This window comes from Chitinophaga vietnamensis (assembly GCF_902167635.1).
Classification (GTDB): Bacteria; Bacteroidota; Bacteroidia; order Chitinophagales; family Chitinophagaceae; genus Chitinophaga; species Chitinophaga vietnamensis.
In genome coordinates, this window is sequence record NZ_CABHMS010000008.1 from 308,278 (window position 1) to 332,163 (window position 23,886).

Genomic DNA, 23,886 nt, shown 5'->3' on the forward strand with positions numbered 1-23,886 from the left:
CAGGAACTGTCATTCCCTAACCTCGCCCATACGTTGCGCATGTTTATTTTTTCAAATCAAAATCGCTTATGAAGAAGGGGTTATTTCTCTGGCTGTTCATGGCCATCAGCGCTTTACACGCGCTGGCTCAAACACGAACGATTACAGGTAAAGTGACGGATGCCAAAGATGGCTCTGCATTGCCTGGCGTTACCGTGAAAATTAAAAACACTTCCACAGGTACAGTGACCAATGGTGAAGGTACATTTACCATCAGCGTAAATGGCAACCCAACACTGGAAATCTCTAACATCGGCTACGGTGTTCAACAAGTGTCCACCGCTGGCAAGAACACGATCAATGTTCAACTGAGCCAGGATGAAAAGGCACTGAACGAAGTAGTGGTGGTGGCTTACGGTACCGCCAAAAAAGGCTCTAACACCAGCGCCAGTACACAAATCGACAGCAAAAAATTTGCTACCCGCCCGATCTCAAACATCGCCAGCGCACTGGATGGCGCTGCTCCAGGTATCCAAACCAATGCTAGTAGCGGTCAGCCAGGTGAAGGCCCTACTATCCGTATCCGCGGCTTTGGTTCTGTAAACGCCTCCAGCGATCCGCTGTACGTGGTAGACGGAGTTCCTTTCTCCGGCAACCTGAGCAGCCTTAACGTAGCTGATATCGAAAGCGTTTCTGTACTGAAAGATGCATCTTCCTCCGCACTCTACGGCGCCCGCGCCGCAAACGGTGTGGTGATCGTTACTACCAAAAAAGGTAAGAAAGACCGCTCCTCTTTACAGGTAACCGCTACACAGGGTTTCAGCAAACGCGGAATCCCTGAATACAGCAGAGTAGATGCTGCCCAGTACTATCCGCTCATGTGGGAAGCTAACCGCAACGCCCTGGTATCAAAAGGTTCCACATTATCCGCTGCAAACAAAGCGGCTACCAATGGTATCAAAGGTTTGCTGGGTTACAACCCTTTCAACGTACCTGATAACGCTATCGTAGATACAAACGGCGTACTGAATCCCAACGCGAAACTGCTTTACGGCGATGACCTCGACTGGGACAAAGCAGTTACCCGCACCGGCTCAAGAGGTGAGTACGGACTGGCTTACAGCGGTGGCTCTGAAAAAACAGACTACTACGTATCACTGAACTACCTGAAAGAAAAAGGCTATGTGATCAACTCCGATTTCGAGCGTATCGCCAGCCGCATCAATATCAATACACAAGCCACCAGCTGGTTCAAAACAGGTGTGAACATCTCCGGTACATTTGTTAAATCTAATCAAACAGATGTAAGCAGCAGTACTGGTTATGTGAACCCGATCTTCTTCTCCCGTAACATCGGCCCTATTTATCCTATCTATCAGCATGATCCTGTAACAGGTGCCTACCTGCTGGATGCCGACGGTAACAGAATGTACGACATCGGTGCAAACCGTGGTCCTGGCGCTTCTCCCGGTCGTCATACCATTGCAGAGAACCTGCTGAACGACAACTCTTTCAAACGCAATATCCTCAGCGGTAGAACTTTCGGCGAGATCACTTTCCTGAAAGATTTCAAATTTACTACCAGCATCGCTGTAGATGTTACCAACTACAGAGGTAACGGCTTCCTGAACACCATCGTTGGTGATGGCGCTCCTTCCGGAGTTGGCAGCCGCACCAGCACACAGAATACCAGCTACAACCTGAACCAGCTGTTGAACTATAACAAAACAATCAACAAGCATAACATCGAAGTACTGTTAGGCCACGAGAACTACGATCAAACCATCAATACCCTGTATGGCGAACGTCAGTCGCTCGTAGCTCCCGGTAACTCAGAGCTGTACAATTTCACCACTACCAGCAGCCTGTATTCATTCACTAACAAGTACAGGATTGAAGGTTACTTCTCCCGCATCAACTACGGTTACGACGACAAATACTTCCTGTCTGTTGCTTACCGTCGTGATGGAACTTCCCGTTTCTCTGTTGATAACCGTTGGGGTAACTTCGTTTCCGCAGGCGCCGGCTGGCGTTTAGATAAAGAAAACTTCATGAAGCCTGTATCCTGGGTGAACATGCTGAAACTGAGGTCTTCTTATGGTACTGCCGGTAACGACGCGGTACTGGATGCAAACGGCAATCAGAACTATTACGTTTGGCAATCCCTGTACTCACAAGGCTACAACAATGCGCTGGAGCCAGGTTTGTACTACACCAAGATCGGTACACCTGAAATTCAGTGGGAACAGAACAAGAGCTTCGACCTCGGTGTCGACTTCGGCCTGTTCGATAACAGACTCACTGGTAGCATCGAATACTTCAACCGCAGATCAGACAACCTCCTGTTCGATCTTCCGCTGCCACTGTCAAGTGGTATCGCCACCAAATCTGCTAACGTAGGTTCTATGGTGAACAGAGGTTTCGAATTGCAACTGACCGGTGAGATCATGCGTAAGAAAGATTTCGGCTGGACTGCTGACCTGAACCTCAGCACCCTGAAGAACGAGATCACCAAACTGCCACAGGCTGAAATCATCTCCGGTACTAAAAAACTGTCTGTAGGCCATTCTATCTATGACTACTGGCTCCGCGAATGGTATGGCGTTGATCCGCAGGATGGTTCTGCATTGTATCGTGCTAACGTCTACAATGCAAGCAACTGCCGCATCACCAAAAATGGCGACACCGTTACTACCAACATCAACAACGCAAGATACCACTACGCCGGTTCTGCTATCCCTGATCTGTACGGTAGCTTGAACAATACTTTCACATACAAACAATTCTCGCTGTCTTTCCTGATCTCCTTCCAGATCGGTGGTAAAACTTATGATGGCACTTATGCTGCGCTCATGAACTCCGGTAGCTATGGTGCAGCACTGAGCACAGACGCATTGAAACGCTGGCAGAAACCTGGCGATATTACCAACGTACCACGTATGGACCAGAGCCAGACTACCAACTTCAACGCGGCTAACTCCGATCGTTGGTTGACCAGCGCATCTTTCCTGAATCTCAGGTCTGCAAAACTGGGCTACAATCTGCCTAAACAATATGCACAGAGCATTCACGTACAGGCAGCCAGCGTATTTGTAAGTGGTGAAAACCTGGCGCTGTTCACTGCACGTAAAGGCATGAACGCTGCTCAATCATTCAATGGTGTTACTACAAACGTGTATATGCCTGCCCGTATTATCAGTGCTGGTCTGAATGTTACTCTCTAAAATTTGAAAGAATGAAAAGGATACTAAGTATATTCATTGCAGGTGCAGTTGCGGCTTCCTTGCTCTCTTCATGTAAAAAAGATTACCTGAATACTTCCCCGACAGACGCCGTGTCTGAAGGTGATCTCTTCGTTGATACCAAAGGTGGCTGGGCCGCTTTGAACGGTATTCACAGAGCGATGTATTCAGCTTACGATAACCAGGACCAGGCCGGACAAGGCTCTATCATGATCGATATGGACATGATGGGTGATGACCTGGTAATGACCAGCGCCGGTAACGGTTGGTTCAACGCTACTTACCAGTGGCAAACTCACCGTAACGTGAATGCTTCCCAGCTGCGTTTCGTTTATTATTTCTACTACAGGATCATCGCCAACGCGAACAAGATCATCGATAACATCGATAAAGTGAAAGGCGCCGATGCTGATAAAAAAGCGATCAAAGGTGAAGCGCTTGCTTACCGCGGATGGGCACACTTCCAGCTGGTACAGCTTTTCGGCGGCCGTTACGATGCTGCTGCTAAACCTAACAACCAACTGGGTGTTCCGGTGCTGACCAAATTCACCACCGATCCTCAGCCAAGGGCAAGTGTTGAACAGGTATATACACAGGTGAACGCCGACCTCGATGCTGCACTCACTAACCTGGCAGGTTATCAACGCTCTTACAAATCCCACTTCGATACATTGGTGGTATTTGGCCTGAAAGCACGCGTAGCTTTAACTATGCAGGATTGGAACAACGCTATCGTTTATGCGAAAAAAGCCCGTTCCGGCGCTAATGACCTGATGAGCAATGCAGACTACCTGAAAGGATTTAACAGCGTAGAGAACCGGGAATGGATCTGGGGCAGCTATCAGACTGATGACCAGACTACCTACTTCACGTCCTTCTTCGCTTACATGTCTGCTAACTTCAGCTCCAGCAACATCAGAAGCAATCCTAAGGCGATCAACAAAGTGCTGTATAAGAAATTAACAGCAACGGATATACGTAGCCAGCTTTGGGACTCTACTGGAAAAAACATTCCTATTCCGCCAAATGGTAAGACCTTCCCATATATCAACAAGAAGTTCATTGCCAAATCAAATGGTAGCAGCGTAGGCGATGTGCCTTACATGCGCCTGGCAGAAATGTACCTGATCGAAGCAGAAGCTAATGCCAAACTGGGTAATGACGCTGCTGCTGCCGACGCCCTCTTTACGCTCGCCAAGAACCGCGATGCTAACTACACCAGGTCCACTAACACCGGTGCTGCATTGCAGGCTGAAATTGCGACCCAACGCCGTTTGGAGCTGTGGGGTGAAGGTTTCCGTTTCCTCGATCTGAAACGTCAGAACCTCCAGCTCGACAGAACCGGTACTAACCATAACCCTGCATTGGCACTGGTAATGACCATGCCGGCTGGCGACAACCAATGGCAATGGCTGTTCCCGCAGGATGAGCTGAATGCGAATCCCAAGCTGGTACAGAACCCGCTGTAAGCGATTTTGATTTAGATATTAAGAGAGAAAAGGCTGGCGATCGTGCCAGCCTTTTTTATGCTTTCATAAACAAGAAGCTCCCCGCATGTTATACGCGGGGGGCTTCTTGTTTATTTAAAGAAAGATAATTATTTCAACACTTCTTTCAGCTTCGCTTCCAGTGCTTCTCCTCTCAGATTGGAGGCAATGACCTTGCCTTGCGGATCGAGCAGGAAATTAGCAGGGATCGAATTGATGCCGTACATCGGCACTACTGCCGATTCCCAGAACTTCAGGTCACTTACATGATTCCAGGCCAGGCCATCCTGTTTGATCGCCTCTGTCCATTTATCTTTTGTTTTATCCAGTGATACGCCAAGGATAGTGAAGTTCTTGTTCTTATACTGTTGGAATGCTTTTACTACATTCGGATTTTCTGCTCTGCAAGGCCCGCACCAGCTGGCCCAGAAGTCCACCAGTACATATTTACCACGGAAAGAGCTCAGGCTCACCATCTTGCCGGAAGGGTCAGGCAGTGTGAAATCAGGGGCTGCGTCGCCTATTTTTACTGTACTGGAGGGCTCTTCGCCGCCGGCCGCATCGCCACCCTGTGATTTTTCCAGTTCAGCGAGTTTGTCGGTCATGCTTTTCACCAGCGTGTTTTTCGGGAAACGTTTGGTGAGGTTGGTGAGCACTTGTTTATGGGAAAGTATTTCGTTGCCGTCTCTCACCTGGCTGATTGCAAACACTGCGTTGGCGGGGTTCTTCGTCTTGTCAGCCATCAGGAAGAACTCTTCTTCAAAATCTTTCTCTTTCTTTTGTAAGGCCAGCACTTTCGGCTGCAGGATGCTGTCTGGCGTTTTGAGCTGATGCAGACTGTCGAGGCCGCGCATCTCTTCTGTCAGTGAAATGGATTTCTTGCTGATATCGCCGAGGAACTGTTGCAGTTCTGAAGTAGCTTCAGAACCTTGCACGGTCATTTTTTCGAGATTGTCGAGATCGCCGTCCAGCTTCATATCGCCGGCATCGAGCGACAGCAGCACGAATTTACCGTTCTGAAAACGGATACGATAAAGGCCTTGTTCGGCCACCATACCTTTCAAAGTGAATTTGCCGCTGGCATCTTTCACGTTGGTAGAGTCTACCACTTTCACTTCATTAAGAGTTAACTCTTCCAATACTACCGGGCCTAGCGGGAGATTGGCGAAATGCCCGTCTATCTTGAATTCTCCTTTCTCCTGTTGTCCGGTACAGCTGGCGAGGAAAGCCGCTGCAGAAATCCATAACAAGTATTTTTTCATGCAAATGTTTTTTATAAATCGTAAGCGTTCAATTTAACTTTTCAATTTTGCCGCGAGTAATTCGTTGGTCAGTCTTGGATCGGCTTTGCCTTTCGACAGTTTCATTACCTCCCCTACAAAGAGCGCCATCAGGCCTTTTTTGCCGCCTTTGAAAGCAGCTACTTTGTCAGGATATTTAGCCAGTACCTCATCAATGATGGGACTGATATTATCTGCATTATGATCTTGCAGCAGATTGAGCCTGGTGGCTATTTCCAGCGGATCGCCGGGAGAGGTGATCATCTCCGGCAAGATACGGGAAGAAGCAATGGAGAAGCTCACCTTGCCACTATCTACCAGGTTGATCAGCGCCACCAGGCGCTCCGGCGTTACCGGAAACGCAGTGATCTCTTTCGATTGCTCGTTGAGCCACGATTTAACAGGGCCGAGCATCCAGTTGGCAGCAGCCTTGTAATGCGTAGTGAGTTGCGTCGCCGCTTCAAAATAATCCGCGGTAGCTTTATCATCACAGATCACGCGTGCATCATATTCCGGCAGGCCGTATTCATGTGTATACTTGTGGATCAGTTCCTCCGGAAGCGCTGGCAGCGTGGCTTTGATGGCTGCGATAAATTCATCGGTGAATTTAAACGGCGCCAGGTCGGGTTCGGGGAAATAGCGGTAATCGTTGGCTTCTTCTTTGGATCGTAAGGAGAACGAACTACCGGTGGCCGCATCAAAGCTGCGGGTTTCCTGCACAAGGGTACCGCCGCTTTCCAATACTTCTACCTGCCTTTTCACTTCGTTATCGATCGCACGTTTTACGTTGCGGATAGAGTTCATATTTTTTACCTCTACCTTGGTGCCCAGTGTGGTACTGCCTTTCAGGCGGATGGAAATATTGGCATCACAACGCATGCTGCCTTCTTCCATATTACCATCGCACACGCCGAGGTAGCGTACGAGCCTTCTTAACTCCGTGAGATAGGCATATGCTTCCTCGCTGGAAAAGATATCCGGTTCGCTCACGATCTCCACCAGCGGTACGCCGGCACGATTGTAATCAACATAGCTGTTGGCCGGGTCCTGGTCATGCAGCAATTTGCCGGCGTCCTCTTCCAGGTGAATGCGGTTCAGCTGTACCTGACGGCTGCCGGTATCTGTTACAATGCTGACATAGCCACCCTTGCAGATAGGCGCCGTATGTTGCGATACCTGGTATCCTTTCGGAAGGTCAGGGTAGAAATAATTCTTCCGGGCGAAATAATTATCTTTTTCAATTTCGCAATGACAGGCCAATCCCAGCTTGATAGCATATTCTGCCGCCTTGCGGTTCATCTTAGGCAGGGTGCCGGGATGCGCCAGCGTAATCGGGCTGATATGCGTATTAGGCGCACCACCGAATGCGGCGCTGTCGCTACAGAATAACTTACTCTCTGTCAATAGCTGGGCATGTACTTCCAGCCCTACCACCATTTCGTATTTACTGTAATCCAAGAAGTGATGTTTTAAGATTCCGTATAAATTGACGATGGAAGCAATTTCACCACTATAATTGCTTACCGGTAAACGCAAATATATTCAAATAATGCCGGGATTCCGGGCAATTTCATGCCGGGAAAATGCTAAATTGAGATGACAGTAAATAATTCTTCCCTATGATCAGCAATGCCCAGGCAGCACAGCTCTACCATGCGCAACAAGCTTATTTCGATTCAGGCGCCACACTGCCGTATTCTTTCAGGAAGGCACAACTGAAACGGCTGAAGAAGGCCATTCAGCAGTATGAGCCGAAGATCATGGAGGCCCTCCGCCAGGATCTGCACAAACACCCTATGGAAGCCTATTCCAGCGAAATAGGATTTTTATACGAGGAGATCGACTATATACTCGAAGGCCTCCGCGAGTGGATGGAACCCACCGTGGTCACCTCTCCGCTGGTCACTTATCCCAGCAGCAGCCGTATCTACCGGCAACCGCTGGGCCTTACGCTCATCATCGCCCCCTGGAACTACCCGTTCATGCTGCAGCTCAGCCCCCTGCTGGGCGCCATGGCCGGCGGCAACTGCGCCATCCTGAAGCCTTCCGAGCTGGCGCCGCATACCTCCGAAGTGATCACCGCACTTATCAAAGATACTTTCGACCCGGCATACATCACCACCGTAGCGGGCGACGGCGCGCAGGTCATCCCCCTGCTCATGTCGTTCCGTTTCGATCATGTATTTTTTACTGGTAGTATACCCGTGGGTAAGAAGATCATGGAGATGGCCGTGCCACATCTCACCCCCGTTACACTGGAACTCGGCGGCAAATCACCCTGTGTGGTGGATGAGAACGTGAATATAACGGTGACGGCTAAACGTATCGTATGGGGCAAGTTCTGGAATGCCGGGCAAACCTGTGTAGCGCCAGACTACCTGCTGGTACACCACCGTGTAAAAGATGAACTGGTAACCGCCATGAAAAATGCCATCGTGGAGTTTTTCGGTAACGATCCCGCCGCCAGCACCGACTACGCCCGCATCATCAACGATAAAAGATTTGATACTGTGGCGGCCTATCTCAAGGAAGGCCATATCGTTCACGGCGGACAAACCATCCGGGAGCAACGCTACATTGCGCCCACCCTGCTCGAAGATGTAGAATGGTCCGACCCCGTCATGCAGGAAGAGATCTTCGGGCCCGTACTGCCCATCCTCACCTTCGAAGATATTTCACAGGCCATCAAAGCCATCAAGCAACTGCCTTACCCGCTGGCGCTCTACGTTTTCACGAAAAGCAAGAAAACAGAAAAAATGCTGATAGAGCAGGTACGCTTTGGCGGCGGCTGCATCAATAATTCATTGGTACATCTCACCAATCCCGAACTGCCCTTTGGCGGCGCAGGTTTCAGCGGCATGGGGCAATACCATGGCAAATACAGTTTTGATACCTTCACCCATCCCAAAGGCATGCTGAAAACAGGCACCTGGCTGGACGTTCCTACGAAGTATCCGCCCTTTAAGAATAAATTGAATCTCTTGAAGAAGGTAATGCGGTAGATTGTCTTACTCAGGATTATACTGATTGAAAGGATTACCAGGATTCTTTTACAGGATTAAAAAGGGATTTGTGAAGATCAACTCGAATTGATCTTCACGAATCCCTTTTTAATCCTTATTAATCCCGATAAAAAAATCCTGTTAATCCTTTCAATCAGTATAATCCTGAGCCAGACAACCTTCGCATTATAAATCCACTTTATTCAATTGCTTCGGCACTTTCACTTCAATGGTTTGTTGTTGGCCATTACGTGTAACCTTGACTGTTATAGTGTTTTTGTTGATGTTATTGCGATAGGTGGTGGCTACGTCGTGGGCGGATTTAATGGGGGTGCCGGCCAGTTCGGTAATGATATCGTCTTGTTTGAAACCGGCTTTTTCAGCGGCAGAACCTTCTGCGATGTTGATTACTTTGGCGCCATCGCCGTTTTCAGTGTCTTGTACTTGCAGTCCCAGGCGGGCGCCGCCCAGCGGGCTACGGTTGCCGAAAGACCAGGAATTATCGTTGCCATTGTCATGCAGCGGCGGCATCATATAGAACCGTTTGTTGAAGCCGCGCGGCGAGGGGAATGGCCGTACATCGTTGCCGGTGATCGCTTCTTTGCGCTCGTCGAGGGTAACGTTTACTTTGTTATCCTTCTTATTGCGTATATACGTTACTGTTATTTTGTCGCCGGGTTGGTAATTGCCGATGGTTTCAAATAAGTCTCTGGGCTCATCGATCTTTTTATTGTCGATATTGGTGATGATATCGCCGGCTTTGATGCCCGCTTTCTCGGCCGGACTGCCCTTCGCCACACTCTTGACGGTGGCGCCTGCGGGCGCTTTCTTTTCGGTGATCACACCCAATACGGCCTTGTTGGTGAATATAGGTTGATCTTCTCCGGTGTCGCCATTATCATCTTCATCATTGAAGAGGTTGAAGTCGCGGAAGTTACCACCACCATTGAATCCGAGGGTGTTGCCATCAACGGGCGTGATCTTGCGGCGAAATACTGAGATGTCAGGATTGCTGAATTGATCGGGCTTTTTGCCGTCCAGCAACATCTCGCCATTCTTGATCTCTACGGTTACTTTGCCATCCTTATCGCTTTTATGTTTGATGACGATCTCGTCGAATTCACCCAGTTTATCTTTTTTATCCTGGGCAGATACGGAGGCGGAGTAAAAGCTGAAGCAGGTAAAACCTGCGAGGGTAAGGGTTTGCAGCAACTTGCTCATATCTCTGCGGTTTTAGTACTTAAAATTACTGTAAAATGTGAGAATGGGAGAATTTACGAATGGGAGAATTTATTTCTATGAAGTCGTTCCTGAAATCTCTAAAGGGTAACTCGTAGAAATAAATTCTCCCATTCGTAAATTCTCCCATTCTTACATTATAGTAGTAATCCTTTCACAGCGGCCACCACCTGGTCCAGTTTATCTGTTTCCTGGCCGCCGGCCGTAGCAAAGGATTTCTGGCCGCCGCCGCCGCCTTTGATCAGCGGAGCGATACGTTCCTTGATGATCTTGGGAGCTTCCCAGCCTTTGGCTGCCACAAGTTTTTCATCAATAGTAAGGGCTACACTGGCTTTACCACCGATGTTGGCAGCAAATACCAGCACGTGGTCGGGAATCTCGGTTTTCAGCTGGAACGAAAGCTGGCGCAGGCCTTCGGCGTTACCCACTTCCACGATCTGGCCGAGGAAGTTGATGCCGTTGATCTGCTGTGCCTGGGAACGCAGACTGGCAGCCAGTTGGCGTACCTTTTCCAGTTCCAGCGCTTCTACCTGTTTTTCCAGGGATGCCTTGTCGCTGATCAGCGCTTCCACTGCTTTCACAGGCTCCTTGGGGCTTTTGAGGGCGCCTTTGATATCTTTCAGTTGTTGTAATTGCTCGTTCACAAATTGAAGGGCCTGTGCGCCGGTTACAGCTTCTACACGGCGTACGCCTGCGGCCACTGCGCCTTCTGATACAAATTTGAAAAGACCCAGTTCGCCGGTAGCGCCTACGTGCGTACCGCCGCACAGCTCTACGCTGTAGGCAGGGTCCATGATCACCACACGCACCACATCGCCGTACTTTTCACCGAAAAGTGCCATGGCGCCGAGTTGTAGCGCTTCTTCTTTCGGCAGTTCCTTGATCACCACCGGGATATTTTCACGGATCTTGTCGTTCACGATCTGTTCGATCTGCGCCAGCTCTTCATCTGTCACTTTCGCGAAGTGGGAGAAGTCGAAGCGCAGACTTTCCGCATTTACCAGCGAGCCTTTCTGCGCAACATGTGTGCCCAGCACCTGGCGGAGCGCCGCATGCAGCAGGTGGGTGGCGGAGTGATGGCGCGCGGTGTTGCTGCGTTTGTCTTTGGCCACCACGGCTTTTACCGGCGCCGCAGGATTGGCGGGCAGTTTATCGGCAAAATGTATGGTAAGGTTATTTTCTTTTTTGGTATCGGTGATGTGGATGATGTCATCGCCGAAGTGAAGCACACCGGTATCGCCTACCTGGCCGCCGCTTTCTGCATAGAAAGGCGTTTGGCCCAGCACCAGCTGATATTGTTCTTTGCCTTTAGCTTTTACGGAACGGTATTTCAGCAGGCGGGTATTGCTTTCCAGCTGTTCGTAGCCGATGAATACAGAATCCGGTGTTTCGTCCACGGTGATCCAGTCGCCCATATCCAGTTCAGTGGCGGCGCGGGAGCGGTCTTTCTGTTGTTGCATGGCGGCCTGGAAGCCTTCTTCATCTACAGAGAATTTATTTTCCGCCGCAATCAGGCTGGTGAGGTCATACGGAAACCCGTAAGTATCGTACAGTTCAAAAGCGGTGCTACCGTCGATAGCCTTGCTGCTGGCGCTTTTCATGAAGTCTTCAATACGGCGTATACCACTTTCAAGGGTACGGAGGAAGTTATTTTCTTCTTCATAGATCACTTTCTTCACGAAGTCTACCTGTTGTTGCAGTTCCGGGAACACATGTGAGAACTGTGCGGCGATCACCGGCACAAGTTCATGCAGCAAAGGTTTTTTATTGTCGAGGAAAGAGAAATAGTAACGCACGGCCCTGCGGAGGATACGGCGGATCACGTAACCGGCGCCGGTATTGGAGGGCAGCTGTCCGTCGGCGATGGTGAAGGAGATCGCGCGGATGTGGTCAGCGATCACGCGGAAGGCGACATCGGATTTCTCGTCGGTGCCTTTATATTGGCGGCTGGTGAGCTTTTCGGTGGCCTGGATGGTGCCGGAGAACACATCGGTATCGTAGTTCGAGGATTTACCCTGAAGCACTCTCACGAGGCGTTCGAAGCCCATGCCGGTATCTACGTGTTTGGCGGGCAGCGGTACGAGTGATTTATCTTTCTGGCGGTTGAACTGCATGAATACGTTGTTCCAGATTTCGATCACCTGGGGATTGTCGGCATTCACGAGGGTACGGCCATCGATCTTTTGTCTTTCCGCGTCGGGCCTGCAATCCACATGGATTTCAGAACAGGGGCCGCAGGGGCCGGTGTCGCCCATCTCCCAGAAATTATCTTTCTTGTTGCCCAGCAGGATGCGGTCTTCCGCGATATGGGCTTTCCAGAAACCGTAGGCTTCTTCATCTTTCGGGAGGTTTTCGCTGGCGTCGCCTTCAAATACGGTCACGTATAAACGATCTACGGGTATCTTGTACACTTCGGTGAGCAGCTCCCAGCTCCAGGCGATGGCTTCTTTCTTGAAATAGTCGCCAAAGCTCCAGTTGCCCAGCATCTCGAACATGGTATGATGGTAAGTATCGATACCTACTTCTTCCAGGTCGTTGTGCTTGCCGCTCACGCGCAGGCACTTCTGCGTATCCGCAACCCGCTTGTGCGCCGCTACTTTGTTGCCCAGGAAGTAGTCTTTAAACTGGTTCATCCCCGCGTTGGTGAACATCAAAGTAGGATCGTTCTTAATAACGATAGGTGCAGAAGGCACGATCTGGTGCCCTTTTGACGCAAAAAAGTCCAGGAATTGCTGTCTTATTTCAGATGCTGTCATAAATATTGATGCGAATTAATATGTATCTCTTTCCCTTGTAACTCAAGCCTTTATAAAGTTTTAGAAAATTGACATTCAAAAGGTTGATGTTTTAATCTAATTACATTAGGTTTGTGCGCCTTATTTTCCCGCCGTGTCACAGGGAGTGCAAAAATATTGAAACCTCCATGATTATTCAAAACAGGATGTGTTACCCGGCAAAAAAGTTAAGGTGGCGGTTATACGCATCCGACGCATCCATACGTTTGTACACCTGAAATATCTGCTGTCACAGTGCGAGCACTATGGCCAAAAACGTACACCCGGTGCAATGAAGAAGGTTAAATATTTTTACAACACCCAAACATTAAAATATGAGAAGCTCGTAGTTTCACTGCGGGTGAAGATACTGAGGATACTCGGTTTCGTTTCGGCTGCCATTGTAACCGGTGCCATCTTCCTGTCTATCGCCTACCGCTTCCTGGACTCTCCTAAGGAGAAATCCCTGCGCCGCGACCTCGACGGCATGAAGGAAAAATATGACGCCCTGCAAGGCCGTATGAAAGAAGTGAAAACGAAACTGGCCGAACTGGAAGACCGCGACAATGAAATTTACCGCGTGATCTTCGAGGCCTCCCCCATCCCGGATAGCGCCCGCATGGGTAAAGTGAACCGCGACGAAGAAGCCGCACAGCTGCAATCCTTTGCCAGCAGCGAGATCATCGCCTCCACCTCCGTATTGCTTAAAGAGATCAGCAACAGGATGAAGTCCCAGGAAACTTCTTATGACGAGATCGACAAGATGGTGAAGAACAAACAGCAGATGCTGGCATCTATCCCTGCTATACAACCCGTGTCCAACAAGGATTTGAAGCATATCGCCTCCGGCTTCGGCTATCGTATCGATCCGATCTATAAAACGATGAAATACCACGCAGGCCTCGACTTCGCAGCGCCCAGCGGCACGCCCATCTATGCTACCGGCGATGGCGTGGTGGAAGATGCCAGCCTGAGCGATGTAGGCTACGGCAACCATGTGGTAATACAACATGGCTATGGCTATAAAACGCTTTATGGGCACATGCTCCGCATGAAAGTGAAAGCAGGCCAGCGCGTAAAACGCGGCGATGTACTCGGCTGGGTGGGCAGCACCGGTAAATCTACCGGCCCGCACTGCCACTACGAAGTGATGAAAAACGGCGAAAAGGTAGATCCCGTCTACTTCTTCTTCAATGACCTCACCCCCGAACAATTCGATCGTATGCTGAAGCTGGCCCGTTCGGGTAACCAATCATTCGACTAAGGATAAACGCTTGGTTAACAAGGGGTAATTTCGTTTTTTTAAAGAAAAGCTGTTGGCTAAAATCCAAAAGCTGAAGTAAATTGGTTAAATTCATGGCCGTAAAAGATATTCGTCACCGCGTTTTTTACCACCATGCATCAGCTAGATCTCTTTTCGACGCCGGAAACGCCCCATCTGCCGCAAGCAGATGCTGTGGCCGTGAAGTCTAAAGTGAAAGCGACCAAATCGCCTGCCGCAGCAGCACCGCAAAACGGTAAGAAGCGCGGAAGGAAATCATTGAAAGAATTATCGGAAGACCCGGACCTGATTATGGAGTTGGATAAACAAACACTAGACAAACAATATTATTCTATCAGCGAAGTAGCCGCTATGTTCAGGGTGAATACCTCCCTGATCCGCTACTGGGAAAATGAATTTGATATCTTGCAACCCAAAAAGAACCGCAAAGGCGATCGCCTTTTCCGGCAAGAAGATATCCATCATCTGAAGCTCATCTATCACCTCCTGCGCGAAAGAAAATATACGATCGAAGGCGCCAAACAAAAGCTCAAGGAAGATCGCAAGCTGGCCGCCCGTAATTTCGAAATGGTACAAGCTTTGCAGAAGGTACGTGGTTTTTTGACAGAACTGAAAGATCAATTATAAAAACATGTTTATGCGATTAAAAACATTACTCCTGGGTGGCAGCCTCTTATTATCATCCCTGGCCTGGGCTCAAAATGGCAAAGCGCTGAAAGGTAAAGTGGATATGAAAACGCTGATGAACGGAGCCGAATACTCCTGGTTCTATAAAGGCGTGAACAGCTATGAGCCCAACGACAATATGCTCAACTACATCAAAGCTAACCGCAGCAACTTCAGCCTGGTAGCCATTATGGGCACCTGGGATGAAACCAGCCGCCAGGTGCTTCCCCAACTCTATAAAGTAATGATCATGGCCGGCAGCCCGGAAGATCAGGTGATCCTCTTCGGCGCCGATGAAAAAATGCAGACAGACGCCCCCACCGATTATAAAGTGAAGAAAGTGCCTACCATCATCGTTTTCAGAGATGGTAAAGAAGAAGGCCGCATCGTAGGCGCCCCTAAAGAATCAGTAGAAGCAGACCTCTCCCGCATCCTGCTGAAATCTTCCAAGAAAGAAAAAGACAGCGAATAAAAAATTACGGATTACGAATTAAGAATTACGGCCCGCCTGGTAGATCACCAGGCGGGCCGTAATTCTTAATTCGTAATCCGTAATTTTTTTTATGCCTCGTTTTTAAAGGTCACATTCATACTGGTGGTAGGCAGCTTCACATCGCGGGCCTCCAACGCCTTGATCACCGACAGGTTCACATTCTCGCGGAGCGCCGCATACTGGTTGCCATCGATGATATAGGTGTTGAAAATTACCTGCACCACGTAAGTGTCTTTGGTGAAATCATGGAGGTTCACAGTGAAGCCGGGCAGCACATTGCTATTGTCTTTCAGGATGCCGCGGATATCCTGTACCACGCCCAGCACTTTGTCTGCCTGCGTTTCGGTGCCCAGTTCCAGCCGCATGGCCACCCGCTGCTGCGTGCGCAGTGAGAGGTTATCCAGGATGCTGTCCACCATCTTTTTATTAGGCACGGTCACGAAAGTCTTTTCCAGCGTGCGCAGGCGCGTGCTGCGCAAGCCGATCTTTTCTACCGCCCCCTGGAAACTGTCTACCTTCACGGTATCGCCTACACGAAATGGTTTGTCGAAGAAGATGATAAAAGAGCCGATGAGATTTTCGATGCTTTCCTTCGCAGCGAGGGCGAGGGCTGCCGCACCGATACCAAGGCCCGCAATGATCTTTTCTACCAGCGTAGGCCCGAAGAGTATCCGGGTAAACGCGATGGCGCCCATGATGAACACAATCGCCTTGAAGAAGTCGCGGAAGAAGATCACGAACTGGTTATCGGTCATATCCGGCGTAAGGTCCGCCTTCCGCTCCAGCACCAGCGCGATGAAGTCGATGAGGCGCAGCATGATCCAGATGATGCTCATGCTGAAAGTGAGGTTCAGCAAGGTGTCCGTCACATTCTGCAAGGTCACCTGGTTATAAACATGCACATTCAGCACATGCGGGAACGTGAACCTGTTGATGGTAAGCATGAAAGCCACCAACAGCAGGAAGTATTCCAGCGGGCGCACCAGCAGGTTAACGAAATCTTTTTCCTGCAACTGTGGCGACCAATGTTTCACCAGCCTGTAAAGTACGGCGGCCAGCACACGGGAGATGACGCGTTTCACGAATGACATCAGCAGCAGCACGCCCGCCAGTATCAGGTAGTCGCGTACAGGGTTGTCTAAAATGATCTGATCTAAAAAACTGTTCATAAAAGGGGACGATTATATGATTCTCTGGCATTCTTGATCGATGAGTACTACACCAGGCCTGGCGCCTTTGTGGAAGCTGCCGTAAGTACCGCTGATACCCAGCGCCCTGGCGCCGTTGCTGGTGGCCCATTTCAGCAGCTCTGCCAGCGGCAGTTCCGGGAAATGCGCTTGCAGGGTCCTGATCTCTTCCCATACCGACAACTGGTGATTGGAGGCAAGACTGTCCGTACCCAGCGTGATATTACAGCCATGGCGGCGCAGCAGCGGGATATCCGGCAGGCGGCCTTCGATATAAAGGTTGGCCTGCGGACAAAGGCACCACCAGGTTTCCAGGGCTTGCTGCAGCGCAAAGCGTATATCCGTATCCGTTGTATAGGTATTATGTACGAGTAATATTTTTTGTTGGGAGAAGAAAGGGAGATAAGCAGCCAGACTGTTACTGCCGGGAGCTTCAAACCCCTTGATATCGATGCCGAAGGTCTGGTAGAAAGGCAGGAAATCTCCTGTTTTGTGCTGGTACAGCTCATTTTCGGCGGCGCATTCCTGGTTGTGGATCGTTACGGGCACATTATCTGGCGTGGCGGCCAGCATCCCGAAAAGCGTTTTGCTCACGGAGTAGGGCGCATGCGGGGCGATGGAGCAACTGTGCTGCGCGCCGTTGATCTTTTTAAATTGCTGTAATACGTCCATGCTGTAGGCATAGCGGCCCTTGGCGCCGGCGTCTGTAAATCCCATGCACTCCACGAAAGTGTGGTAGTAAAGTTTCCCTTGTTGCTTTTGCGCGAGTGTGGCGGTGCTGTTGCTGATATCGCCTACGGCGGCGATGCCGGCCTGCCACATGGCTGCTTCAGCAGCGCTGATGGCGGCTTCCTGGCTATCGGCGTTGTTATTGCGGGATTGCATCACCTGCGTGAGGAAGGCCGGAAGGCCCGTCCCTTCAGGGATGACGCCTTTCATGGCGGATAATTCCAGGTGGCAGTGCGTATTTACAAAGCCAGGGCAAAGGATGCCATCCAGTTCCTGCACGTCGCCGTCAATGTCGCTTTCGGTTGTAATGCCCGCCACGGTGCCGTCTTCGTCGATCACCAGCACCTTGCCGGCGCCCAGGAATTGCTGTCCGTCAAATATATCTTTTCCTTTTAATCTGATCTGTTTCAATAACCTGGTGTTTAATTAAGTTAATGATGTTAATTTTGCAACCCGATTGACAGTATCATGCCTGCCCGGGATGATACTCAAAAGTCAAAGATAATTATGATAGACAAACTCGAAGCTATAAAAGGCCGTTTTGAGCAGGTATCGCTGGCGCTCACCAATCCAGAGGTGGTGAGTGATAATAAAAAGTTTGGCCAGCTTAGCAAGGAATACCGTCAGCTGGAGAAGATCGTAAAGGCTTACGATGCTTACCGCAAGCTGCTGGACGATATCGCCTTCAACAAGGAAGTGCTGGACAGCGGCGACGAAGAGATGCGCGACCTGGCCAAGGCCGAAACAGAATCATTACAGGAACAGAAAACTGCACAGGAAGAGGTGATCCGCAACCTGCTGATCCCGAAAGATCCGCAGGATGAGAAGAACGCTATCCTTGAGATCCGCGCTGGTACCGGTGGCGATGAGGCCAGCCTCTTTGCCGGCGACCTCCTGCGCATGTATCTCCGTTTCTGTGAGCTGAAAGGGTGGACCACTAACCTCATGAATGAAAACCCCGGTTCTGCTGGTGGTTATAAAGAGGTGGTGCTGGAAGTGAACGGAGATGATGTGTATGGCACCCTCAAATTTGAATCCGGCGTACACCGCGTGCAGCGCGTGCCCGCCACGGAAGCATCCGGACGTGTACACACCTCTGCTGCCACAGTAGCGGTGCTGCCCGAAGCAGAAGACGTGGACGTAGACGTACGGGAGGCTGATATTAAGATGGATACCTTCCGTTCTTCCGGTGCAGGTGGCCAGCACGTAAATAAAACGGAATCGGCGGTAAGGCTTACCCACATTCCTACCGGCGTGGTAGTAGAATGCCAGGAAGGCCGCAGCCAGCACTCCAACCGTGAAATTGCGATGAAGATGTTACGTACACGCATATACGAAGCTGCGGTGCGCAAACATGAAGATGCGATCGCGTCTCAACGCAAGAGCCTTGTATCTACCGGCGACCGCTCGGCCAAGATCCGTACATACAACTATCCGCAGGGCCGTGTTACCGATCACCGTATCGGAATGACCATCTACAACCTCGACGCTTTCATGAACGGCGATATCAAAGAAATGATCGAAGCCCTCGCCTTTGCTGAAAACGCGGAAAAGCTCAAGCAAGGAAGTTGAGAATTTACGGATTTATGAATTTAGGAATTTTCGGATTTATTGATTTATTGATTTATGGATTTTATAGATCATTAAATCAATAAATCAATAAATCAATAAATCCGAAAATTCCTAAATTCCTAAATCCGAAAATTCACAAATCCTTAAATCCCCAAATCAAAAAAATTCCCCTACATTTAGCATACACATCTATTACTCCTCCTTTTAAAATTTAATCACAATGCTAGAGCAATTAATGCAACTCGTTCGGGAACATGCACAGGATGCCGTTGTTAACAATCCGTCCGTTCCTGATGAGCACAATGAAGCCGTTATCGGCGCAGCTACCGAATCCATTGCTTCCGGACTGCAACAGGAACTGGCCAATGGCAACACAGAAGGCGTACTCGGCCTGCTGGGCGGTCATACCGACAGCTCTTCCAGCAACCCGGTAGTGAGCAACATTTCCAATAACCTGGTAGGTACTTTATTGGAAAAATTCAACCTGGACAAAGGCGCTGCTACACAACTGGCGAGCTCTCTCATCCCCAGCGTATTGGGCTCGCTGGTAAACAAAACAAATGATCCTGGTAACAGCAATTTCAGTCTGGGTGGTATCCTGAGTTCTCTCACAGGTGGCGCCAGCTCCGGTTTTAACCTGGATGGCATTCTTGGCAAACTGAAAGGTGGCCTCGATCAGAACGGCGATGGCAACGTTGACCTGAACGACCTGAAAAATGTGCTCAGCAATGGCGCACAGCAACAACAGGGTGCAGGCGGCGGAATTGGTGGCTTGTTGAAGAACCTTTTAGGCTGATCGTTGTTAAGATATCAAGCGTAACAGATTCCATATCCGTGGAAGCAGGGAGAGGCATATTTATGATTATGTATATGTGATATTTTGCTTACTATCTTTTTACGTTTTGTTAAAATTTATTAATCAACAGGTTGGAAGCAAAAAAAGAAAACTGGCAATATATTTGTTTACCAGTTTTCGACTTAAATTTGTCATCCATACTGATTATAAATAACCTTCATGTTTAAAATTACTACAATGAAAAGATTGAATGTTCTGGTAGCTATGTTCTTGTCAGTTACCATGCTGTTTAGCTGTAAAACATGGCAGAGCATGGACAATACGAAAAAAGGCGCTGCAATTGGTGTTGGCGGTGGTGCTGCCGCTGGCGCTATCATTGGTAAAGCGGCCGGTAATACGGCATTGGGAGCGATCATCGGTGCGGCTTTAGGTGGCGCTGGTGGTGCTTTAATTGGTAAGAAAATGGATAAACAGGCACAAGAGATCAAAAGTGAAATCCCTAACGCTACTGTAGAGCGTGTGGGTGAAGGTATCAACGTAACATTTGATAACGGCGTGCTGTTCGGCTTTGATAAATCTGACCTTTCTCCTGCTTCACAACAGACCGTAGCCCAGCTGGCACAGATCCTGAACAAGTATCCTGATACATATGTACGTGTAGAAGGCCATACGGACGATAAAGGTACCGATGCCTATAACATGGGCCTGTCTGAAAGAAGAACGAATACGGTGATCAACTACCTGAAATCACAGGGTGTTGCCGCTAACCGTATTCAGGGTTTCTGGTATGGTAAGAGCCAGCCTAAATTCCCGAACGATACAGAAGAAAACCGCGCCAAGAACCGCCGTTGCGAGTTCTCTATCTTTGCAAACGACAAGATGAAAAATGAGGCGAAGAAAGAAGCGGGTCAACAATAATTCAAGAAACACTTATTTCTCATAAGCAGTATATATATTCCCCCCTGGTTCCAGGGGGGATTTTTATTTTGCGTCTTTGGAGAGGAAATATTTCTGAAACAGTTTGAATACCCAAACACCGGCAATTGCGCCGAGAGTATCGGCCAGCGCATCGTATAGATCAAAGCTGCGGTCGATGGCCCAGTATTTTTGAATGAACTCTATTGCCACGCCGTAGGCGGCTGAGAGCACAACGAAGAGCAGCAGGGTACCAGCAGAAACATATTTCTTTTTCTGGTAAATAGCCAGACTGAAAAAGAATACGATGCCGCCAAAGAGGCCGAAGTGCACAAATTTGTCGAAGTGTATTTTTTCGAGAAAGGGAGTAGTGGGGATATCTTTGCCTGGCAATGTGCAAAGAATAAAGATCATGACAACCCATAAAACGGCCGGAATAAAGTATTTCCAGTTCTTCATCTACACAAGCGTTGCAAAGTAATAAATATGGTTTCTCAAAGTACGTTCATGAAAAAAGACAACAGGCCAGCGTTGTAACGTGGCCTATTGTCTTTTCCAATATGATTGATGATTGTTTGATTATTCAGCAACCAGTGCTTTGTAGGCTGTTGCATCGAGCAGTTTGCTTACGTCAGCAGGGTTTTTCACCGTCATCTTCACCATCCAGCCATCTCCATAAGGATCGGTGTTAACCAGTTCCGGCTCGCTTTCCAGGTCCCCGTTAAACTCATTGATCGTTCCGGCAACCGGGAGGAAAAGGTCAGATACTGTTTTTACAGCTTCTACTGTACCGAATACATCTTCTGCATTCAGTGTTTTGCCGATTGTAGGAATATCTACAAACACGATATCTCCCAGTTCGCGTTGTGCAAATTCGGTGATACCGATCGTTGCAACATTACCTTCTAATAAAATCCATTCGTGATCCTTGGTGTAACGCAAGTTTGAAGGAAAATTCATAACAAGTTTGATTTTGAGCCGTAAAAATACAGAAAGAATTATGAAATACCGTGTGAATTAAAAAAACAACCACTTTTTAACCAGCCTTATTTTCATAGGTATATCCTTGAGTGGCCGGTCTTGTTTGTCGGTCTTCTCTGCGGCGATACGGTCAATCACTTCCATGCCTTTGATCACTTGTCCGAATACGGTATAGCTCTGATCGAGGTGGGGCACGCCGCCGATGGTTTTATACACCTGGCGCTGATCTACCGGTATCTTGCGGCCGCCGAGGCGCGTCTTCTCCAGGTTGTCCAGCTGCTCATCTGTAAATACTTTTCCTTGTACAATATAAAACTGGCAGCCGGATGATGCCTTGGCAGGGTTGTTATCGCGAGCCGCTGCCAGCGCGCCTTTGCGGTGAAAGAGGTCGAGCCTGAACTCCGCAGGGATCGTATAGCCTGTATCGCCATTGCCCAGCGTATCGCCGGCATGCGCATGCTTGGAATCAGGATCACCGCCCTGTATCATGAAATTTTTGATCACACGGTGAAAGAGCGTACTATCGTAAAAGTGGCGCCTGGAGAGCTTTATAAAGTTATCCCGGTGTAAGGGCGTTTCATCGCTCAGCCGGATGATCATCGTGCCATAAGGGGTGATTACCTTTACTTTCCGGTGTTTGGCCATGGCCAGGCCCGTGATCATCAGCAAGAGAGAAAGGAGTAACAGTTTTTTCATATGCGTGTTTATGCTTCTTCGTCGTGAGAGAAATAGGCGATCACATGTTCCTTCAGGAAGTGCTCTTGTTCCTGAAGGCCCATGGGCGGCACAGGTTGCAGCTCCCTGAAATGGGGCCATCCGTCCTTATCGTAGCCATCCAGCTCAAAGTAGCCGCTCTGGCTCAGGAGCGTGCATACGGCTACGTGCATCAGCTCCTGCTTTTGTTCTTTGCTATATTTTTTCTTGAGATGATTGATTTCGTTGATACCGATCAGAAACAGGATGGCCTCCATGTTCGGCGTTTTGCCAAATCGTTCTGTGAGCATCTCTTCTATAGGTTTCCAGCGCTTCTCAAAGTCTTCCATGGTAATATCATTTATGAATTTGCGAATTTACGAATTTGAGAATTGATCGATGGATAGTATCTTATCACGGCGAAAACAGGGTGTTTTCGGGGCAGAAAAAGATGTAGATGAGCCACGGTGGCAAGTTTAACAGCATTTTAACTGCCCATTCACATAGTGATAAGTTTTATTTGATCTAAGAATGATTATTTTAGCACACCTGAAAAATTAATAGCATGGAAAATACATCGTCCGACATCCGACAACTGAACGAAAAAATCCATCAGGCGAGCGCCTTCGTGGAGCTGCTCAATATGGAGCTGGGCAAAGTAATTGTGGGGCAGCGTTACATGGTGGAAAGACTGTTGATCGGTTTGCTGGCGCAGGGGCACGTACTCCTTGAAGGGGTGCCCGGTCTCGCAAAAACCTTATCCATTAAATCCCTGTCTTCCGCTATCAATGCGAAGTTCAGCCGTATCCAGTTTACGCCTGACCTCCTGCCTGCGGATGTGATAGGTACTATGATCTACAACCAGCAACGCAATGAATTTGTGGTGCGCAGGGGTCCTATCTTCGCCAATTTTATCCTGGCGGATGAGATCAACCGCGCCCCGGCAAAAGTACAGAGCGCCCTGCTGGAGGCTATGCAGGAAAGACAGATCACCATCGGTGAAAATACTTTCAAGCTGGATGAGCCCTTCCTGGTATTGGCCACCCAGAACCCGATTGAACAGGAAGGTACTTACAACCTGCCTGAAGCACAGGTAGACCGTTTCATGCTGAAAGTAGTGATCGGCTATCCCACTAAAGAAGAAGAAAGACACATCATCCGCCAGAATCTCAACCCACAGGACATTCCAGCCATCCGGCCGGTGATCCAGCCTTCCGATATCATGGAGGCCCGCAAGCTGGTACGTGAGGTTTATATGGACGAGAAGATCGAGAAATATATCATCGATATCGTTTTCGCCACCCGTAACCCGGAAGAATACAAACTGCAAAAGCTGAAGCCGCTCATTGCCTATGGCGGTTCTCCAAGGGCCAGCATCAACCTGGCACTGGCAGCCAAAGCATATGCTTTCATGAAACGCAGGGGCTATGTGATCCCGGAAGATATCCGCAGCATCTGTTTCGATGTGATGCGCCACCGTGTGGGCCTCACCTATGAAGCAGAAGCCGAGAATGTAACCAGCGAAAACATCCTCAGCGAGATACTGAATGCAGTAGAAGTGCCTTAATT

20 protein-coding genes are annotated in these 23,886 nt (G+C 49.1%); 10 read left to right on the top strand and 10 right to left on the bottom strand.

All coding sequences use genetic code 11. The features are described 5' to 3' along the window. Positions 1–68 precede the first annotated feature (68 nt). Both FPG75_RS21570 and FPG75_RS21575 read left to right on the top strand, forming a co-directional pair. Positions 69–3,203, top strand: a complete 3,135-nt coding sequence (locus FPG75_RS21570) for a SusC/RagA family TonB-linked outer membrane protein (RefSeq protein ID WP_143309818.1) — start codon at positions 69–71, stop codon at positions 3,201–3,203. Positions 3,204–3,214: 11 nt separating this feature from the next. After that, entirely contained in the window at positions 3,215–4,690 is a 1,476-nt protein-coding gene (locus FPG75_RS21575) for a RagB/SusD family nutrient uptake outer membrane protein (RefSeq protein ID WP_143309820.1), read from the top strand. A 128-nt stretch (positions 4,691–4,818) separates the two neighbouring features. On the opposite strand, the gene FPG75_RS21580 is transcribed toward FPG75_RS21575, so the two are convergent. Both FPG75_RS21580 and gatB read right to left on the bottom strand, forming a co-directional pair. Beyond that, positions 4,819–5,970 carry a TlpA disulfide reductase family protein gene (locus FPG75_RS21580; protein WP_143309822.1) on the bottom strand — a complete coding sequence of 384 codons (1,152 nt, stop codon included), beginning with the start codon at positions 5,968–5,970 and terminating at the stop codon, positions 4,819–4,821. A 33-nt stretch (positions 5,971–6,003) separates the two neighbouring features. Then, positions 6,004–7,446 carry an Asp-tRNA(Asn)/Glu-tRNA(Gln) amidotransferase subunit GatB gene (gene gatB / locus FPG75_RS21585; protein WP_236652872.1) on the bottom strand — a complete coding sequence of 481 codons (1,443 nt, stop codon included), beginning with the start codon at positions 7,444–7,446 and terminating at the stop codon, positions 6,004–6,006. 161 nt (positions 7,447–7,607) lie between these two features. Here gatB and FPG75_RS21590 point away from each other — a divergent pair, with 161 nt between their 5' ends. After that, complete coding sequence (locus FPG75_RS21590; RefSeq protein WP_143309824.1) at positions 7,608–8,990, top strand: aldehyde dehydrogenase; 1,383 nt, start codon at positions 7,608–7,610, stop codon at positions 8,988–8,990. A 186-nt stretch (positions 8,991–9,176) separates the two neighbouring features. On the opposite strand, the gene FPG75_RS21595 is transcribed toward FPG75_RS21590, so the two are convergent. Together FPG75_RS21595 and alaS are read right to left on the bottom strand one after the other, a co-directional pair. Next, the gene (locus FPG75_RS21595; RefSeq protein ID WP_143309826.1) at positions 9,177–10,211 is read right to left on the bottom strand and encodes a PDZ domain-containing protein; all 1,035 of its coding nucleotides are present in this window, start codon (positions 10,209–10,211) and stop codon (positions 9,177–9,179) included. A 155-nt stretch (positions 10,212–10,366) separates the two neighbouring features. After that, a complete protein-coding gene (gene alaS, locus FPG75_RS21600) occupies positions 10,367–12,985 on the bottom strand; it encodes an alanine--tRNA ligase (protein WP_143309828.1) in 2,619 nt (872 codons plus the stop codon). A 310-nt stretch (positions 12,986–13,295) separates the two neighbouring features. Here alaS and FPG75_RS21605 point away from each other — a divergent pair, with 310 nt between their 5' ends. The 3 genes from FPG75_RS21605 to FPG75_RS21615 all read left to right on the top strand — a co-directional run bounded on the left by FPG75_RS21605 (position 13,296) and on the right by FPG75_RS21615 (position 15,423). Next, entirely contained in the window at positions 13,296–14,267 is a 972-nt protein-coding gene (locus tag FPG75_RS21605) for a peptidoglycan DD-metalloendopeptidase family protein (RefSeq protein WP_143309830.1), read from the top strand. A gap of 132 nt (positions 14,268–14,399) precedes the next feature. After that, positions 14,400–14,912, top strand: coding sequence for a MerR family transcriptional regulator (locus tag FPG75_RS21610; RefSeq protein WP_236652873.1), 513 nt, complete (start codon positions 14,400–14,402; stop codon positions 14,910–14,912). A gap of 10 nt (positions 14,913–14,922) precedes the next feature. After that, entirely contained in the window at positions 14,923–15,423 is a 501-nt protein-coding gene (locus FPG75_RS21615) for a thioredoxin family protein (RefSeq protein ID WP_161596877.1), read from the top strand. Positions 15,424–15,512: 89 nt separating this feature from the next. On the opposite strand, the gene FPG75_RS21620 is transcribed toward FPG75_RS21615, so the two are convergent. Continuing rightward, positions 15,513–16,613, bottom strand: coding sequence for a mechanosensitive ion channel family protein (locus tag FPG75_RS21620; protein WP_143309834.1), 1,101 nt, complete (start codon positions 16,611–16,613; stop codon positions 15,513–15,515). 12 nt (positions 16,614–16,625) lie between these two features. Further along, on the bottom strand, positions 16,626–17,771 hold the full coding sequence (locus FPG75_RS21625; RefSeq protein WP_143309836.1) for an amidohydrolase family protein: 1,146 nt from the start codon (positions 17,769–17,771) through the stop codon (positions 16,626–16,628). Positions 17,772–17,867: 96 nt separating this feature from the next. On the opposite strand from FPG75_RS21625, the gene prfA reads away from it, so the two are divergent. The 3 genes from prfA to FPG75_RS21640 all read left to right on the top strand — a co-directional run bounded on the left by prfA (position 17,868) and on the right by FPG75_RS21640 (position 20,646). After that, positions 17,868–18,932, top strand: coding sequence for a peptide chain release factor 1 (gene prfA / locus FPG75_RS21630; protein ID WP_143309838.1), 1,065 nt, complete (start codon positions 17,868–17,870; stop codon positions 18,930–18,932). 220 nt (positions 18,933–19,152) lie between these two features. Beyond that, positions 19,153–19,728, top strand: coding sequence for a hypothetical protein (locus tag FPG75_RS21635; protein WP_143309840.1), 576 nt, complete (start codon positions 19,153–19,155; stop codon positions 19,726–19,728). Between the two features lie 312 nt (positions 19,729–20,040). After that, positions 20,041–20,646: an OmpA family protein gene (locus FPG75_RS21640; protein WP_236654230.1), complete on the top strand. Its 606-nt coding sequence runs from the start codon at positions 20,041–20,043 to the stop codon at positions 20,644–20,646. Positions 20,647–20,709: 63 nt separating this feature from the next. On the opposite strand, the gene FPG75_RS21645 is transcribed toward FPG75_RS21640, so the two are convergent. The 4 genes from FPG75_RS21645 to FPG75_RS21660 form a co-directional block, all read right to left on the bottom strand. Beyond that, the gene (locus FPG75_RS21645; protein WP_143309843.1) at positions 20,710–21,102 is read right to left on the bottom strand and encodes a VanZ family protein; all 393 of its coding nucleotides are present in this window, start codon (positions 21,100–21,102) and stop codon (positions 20,710–20,712) included. 120 nt (positions 21,103–21,222) lie between these two features. Then, positions 21,223–21,603, bottom strand: coding sequence for a glycine cleavage system protein GcvH (gene gcvH / locus FPG75_RS21650; protein ID WP_143309846.1), 381 nt, complete (start codon positions 21,601–21,603; stop codon positions 21,223–21,225). A 57-nt stretch (positions 21,604–21,660) separates the two neighbouring features. Then, positions 21,661–22,320: a peptidylprolyl isomerase gene (locus FPG75_RS21655; RefSeq protein WP_143309848.1), complete on the bottom strand. Its 660-nt coding sequence runs from the start codon at positions 22,318–22,320 to the stop codon at positions 21,661–21,663. Positions 22,321–22,328: 8 nt separating this feature from the next. Next, the gene (locus FPG75_RS21660; protein WP_143309850.1) at positions 22,329–22,667 is read right to left on the bottom strand and encodes a hypothetical protein; all 339 of its coding nucleotides are present in this window, start codon (positions 22,665–22,667) and stop codon (positions 22,329–22,331) included. Positions 22,668–22,882: 215 nt separating this feature from the next. On the opposite strand from FPG75_RS21660, the gene FPG75_RS21665 reads away from it, so the two are divergent. Further along, positions 22,883–23,884, top strand: a complete 1,002-nt coding sequence (locus FPG75_RS21665) for an AAA family ATPase (RefSeq protein WP_143309852.1) — start codon at positions 22,883–22,885, stop codon at positions 23,882–23,884. The last annotated feature ends 2 nt before the right edge of the window (positions 23,885–23,886 follow it).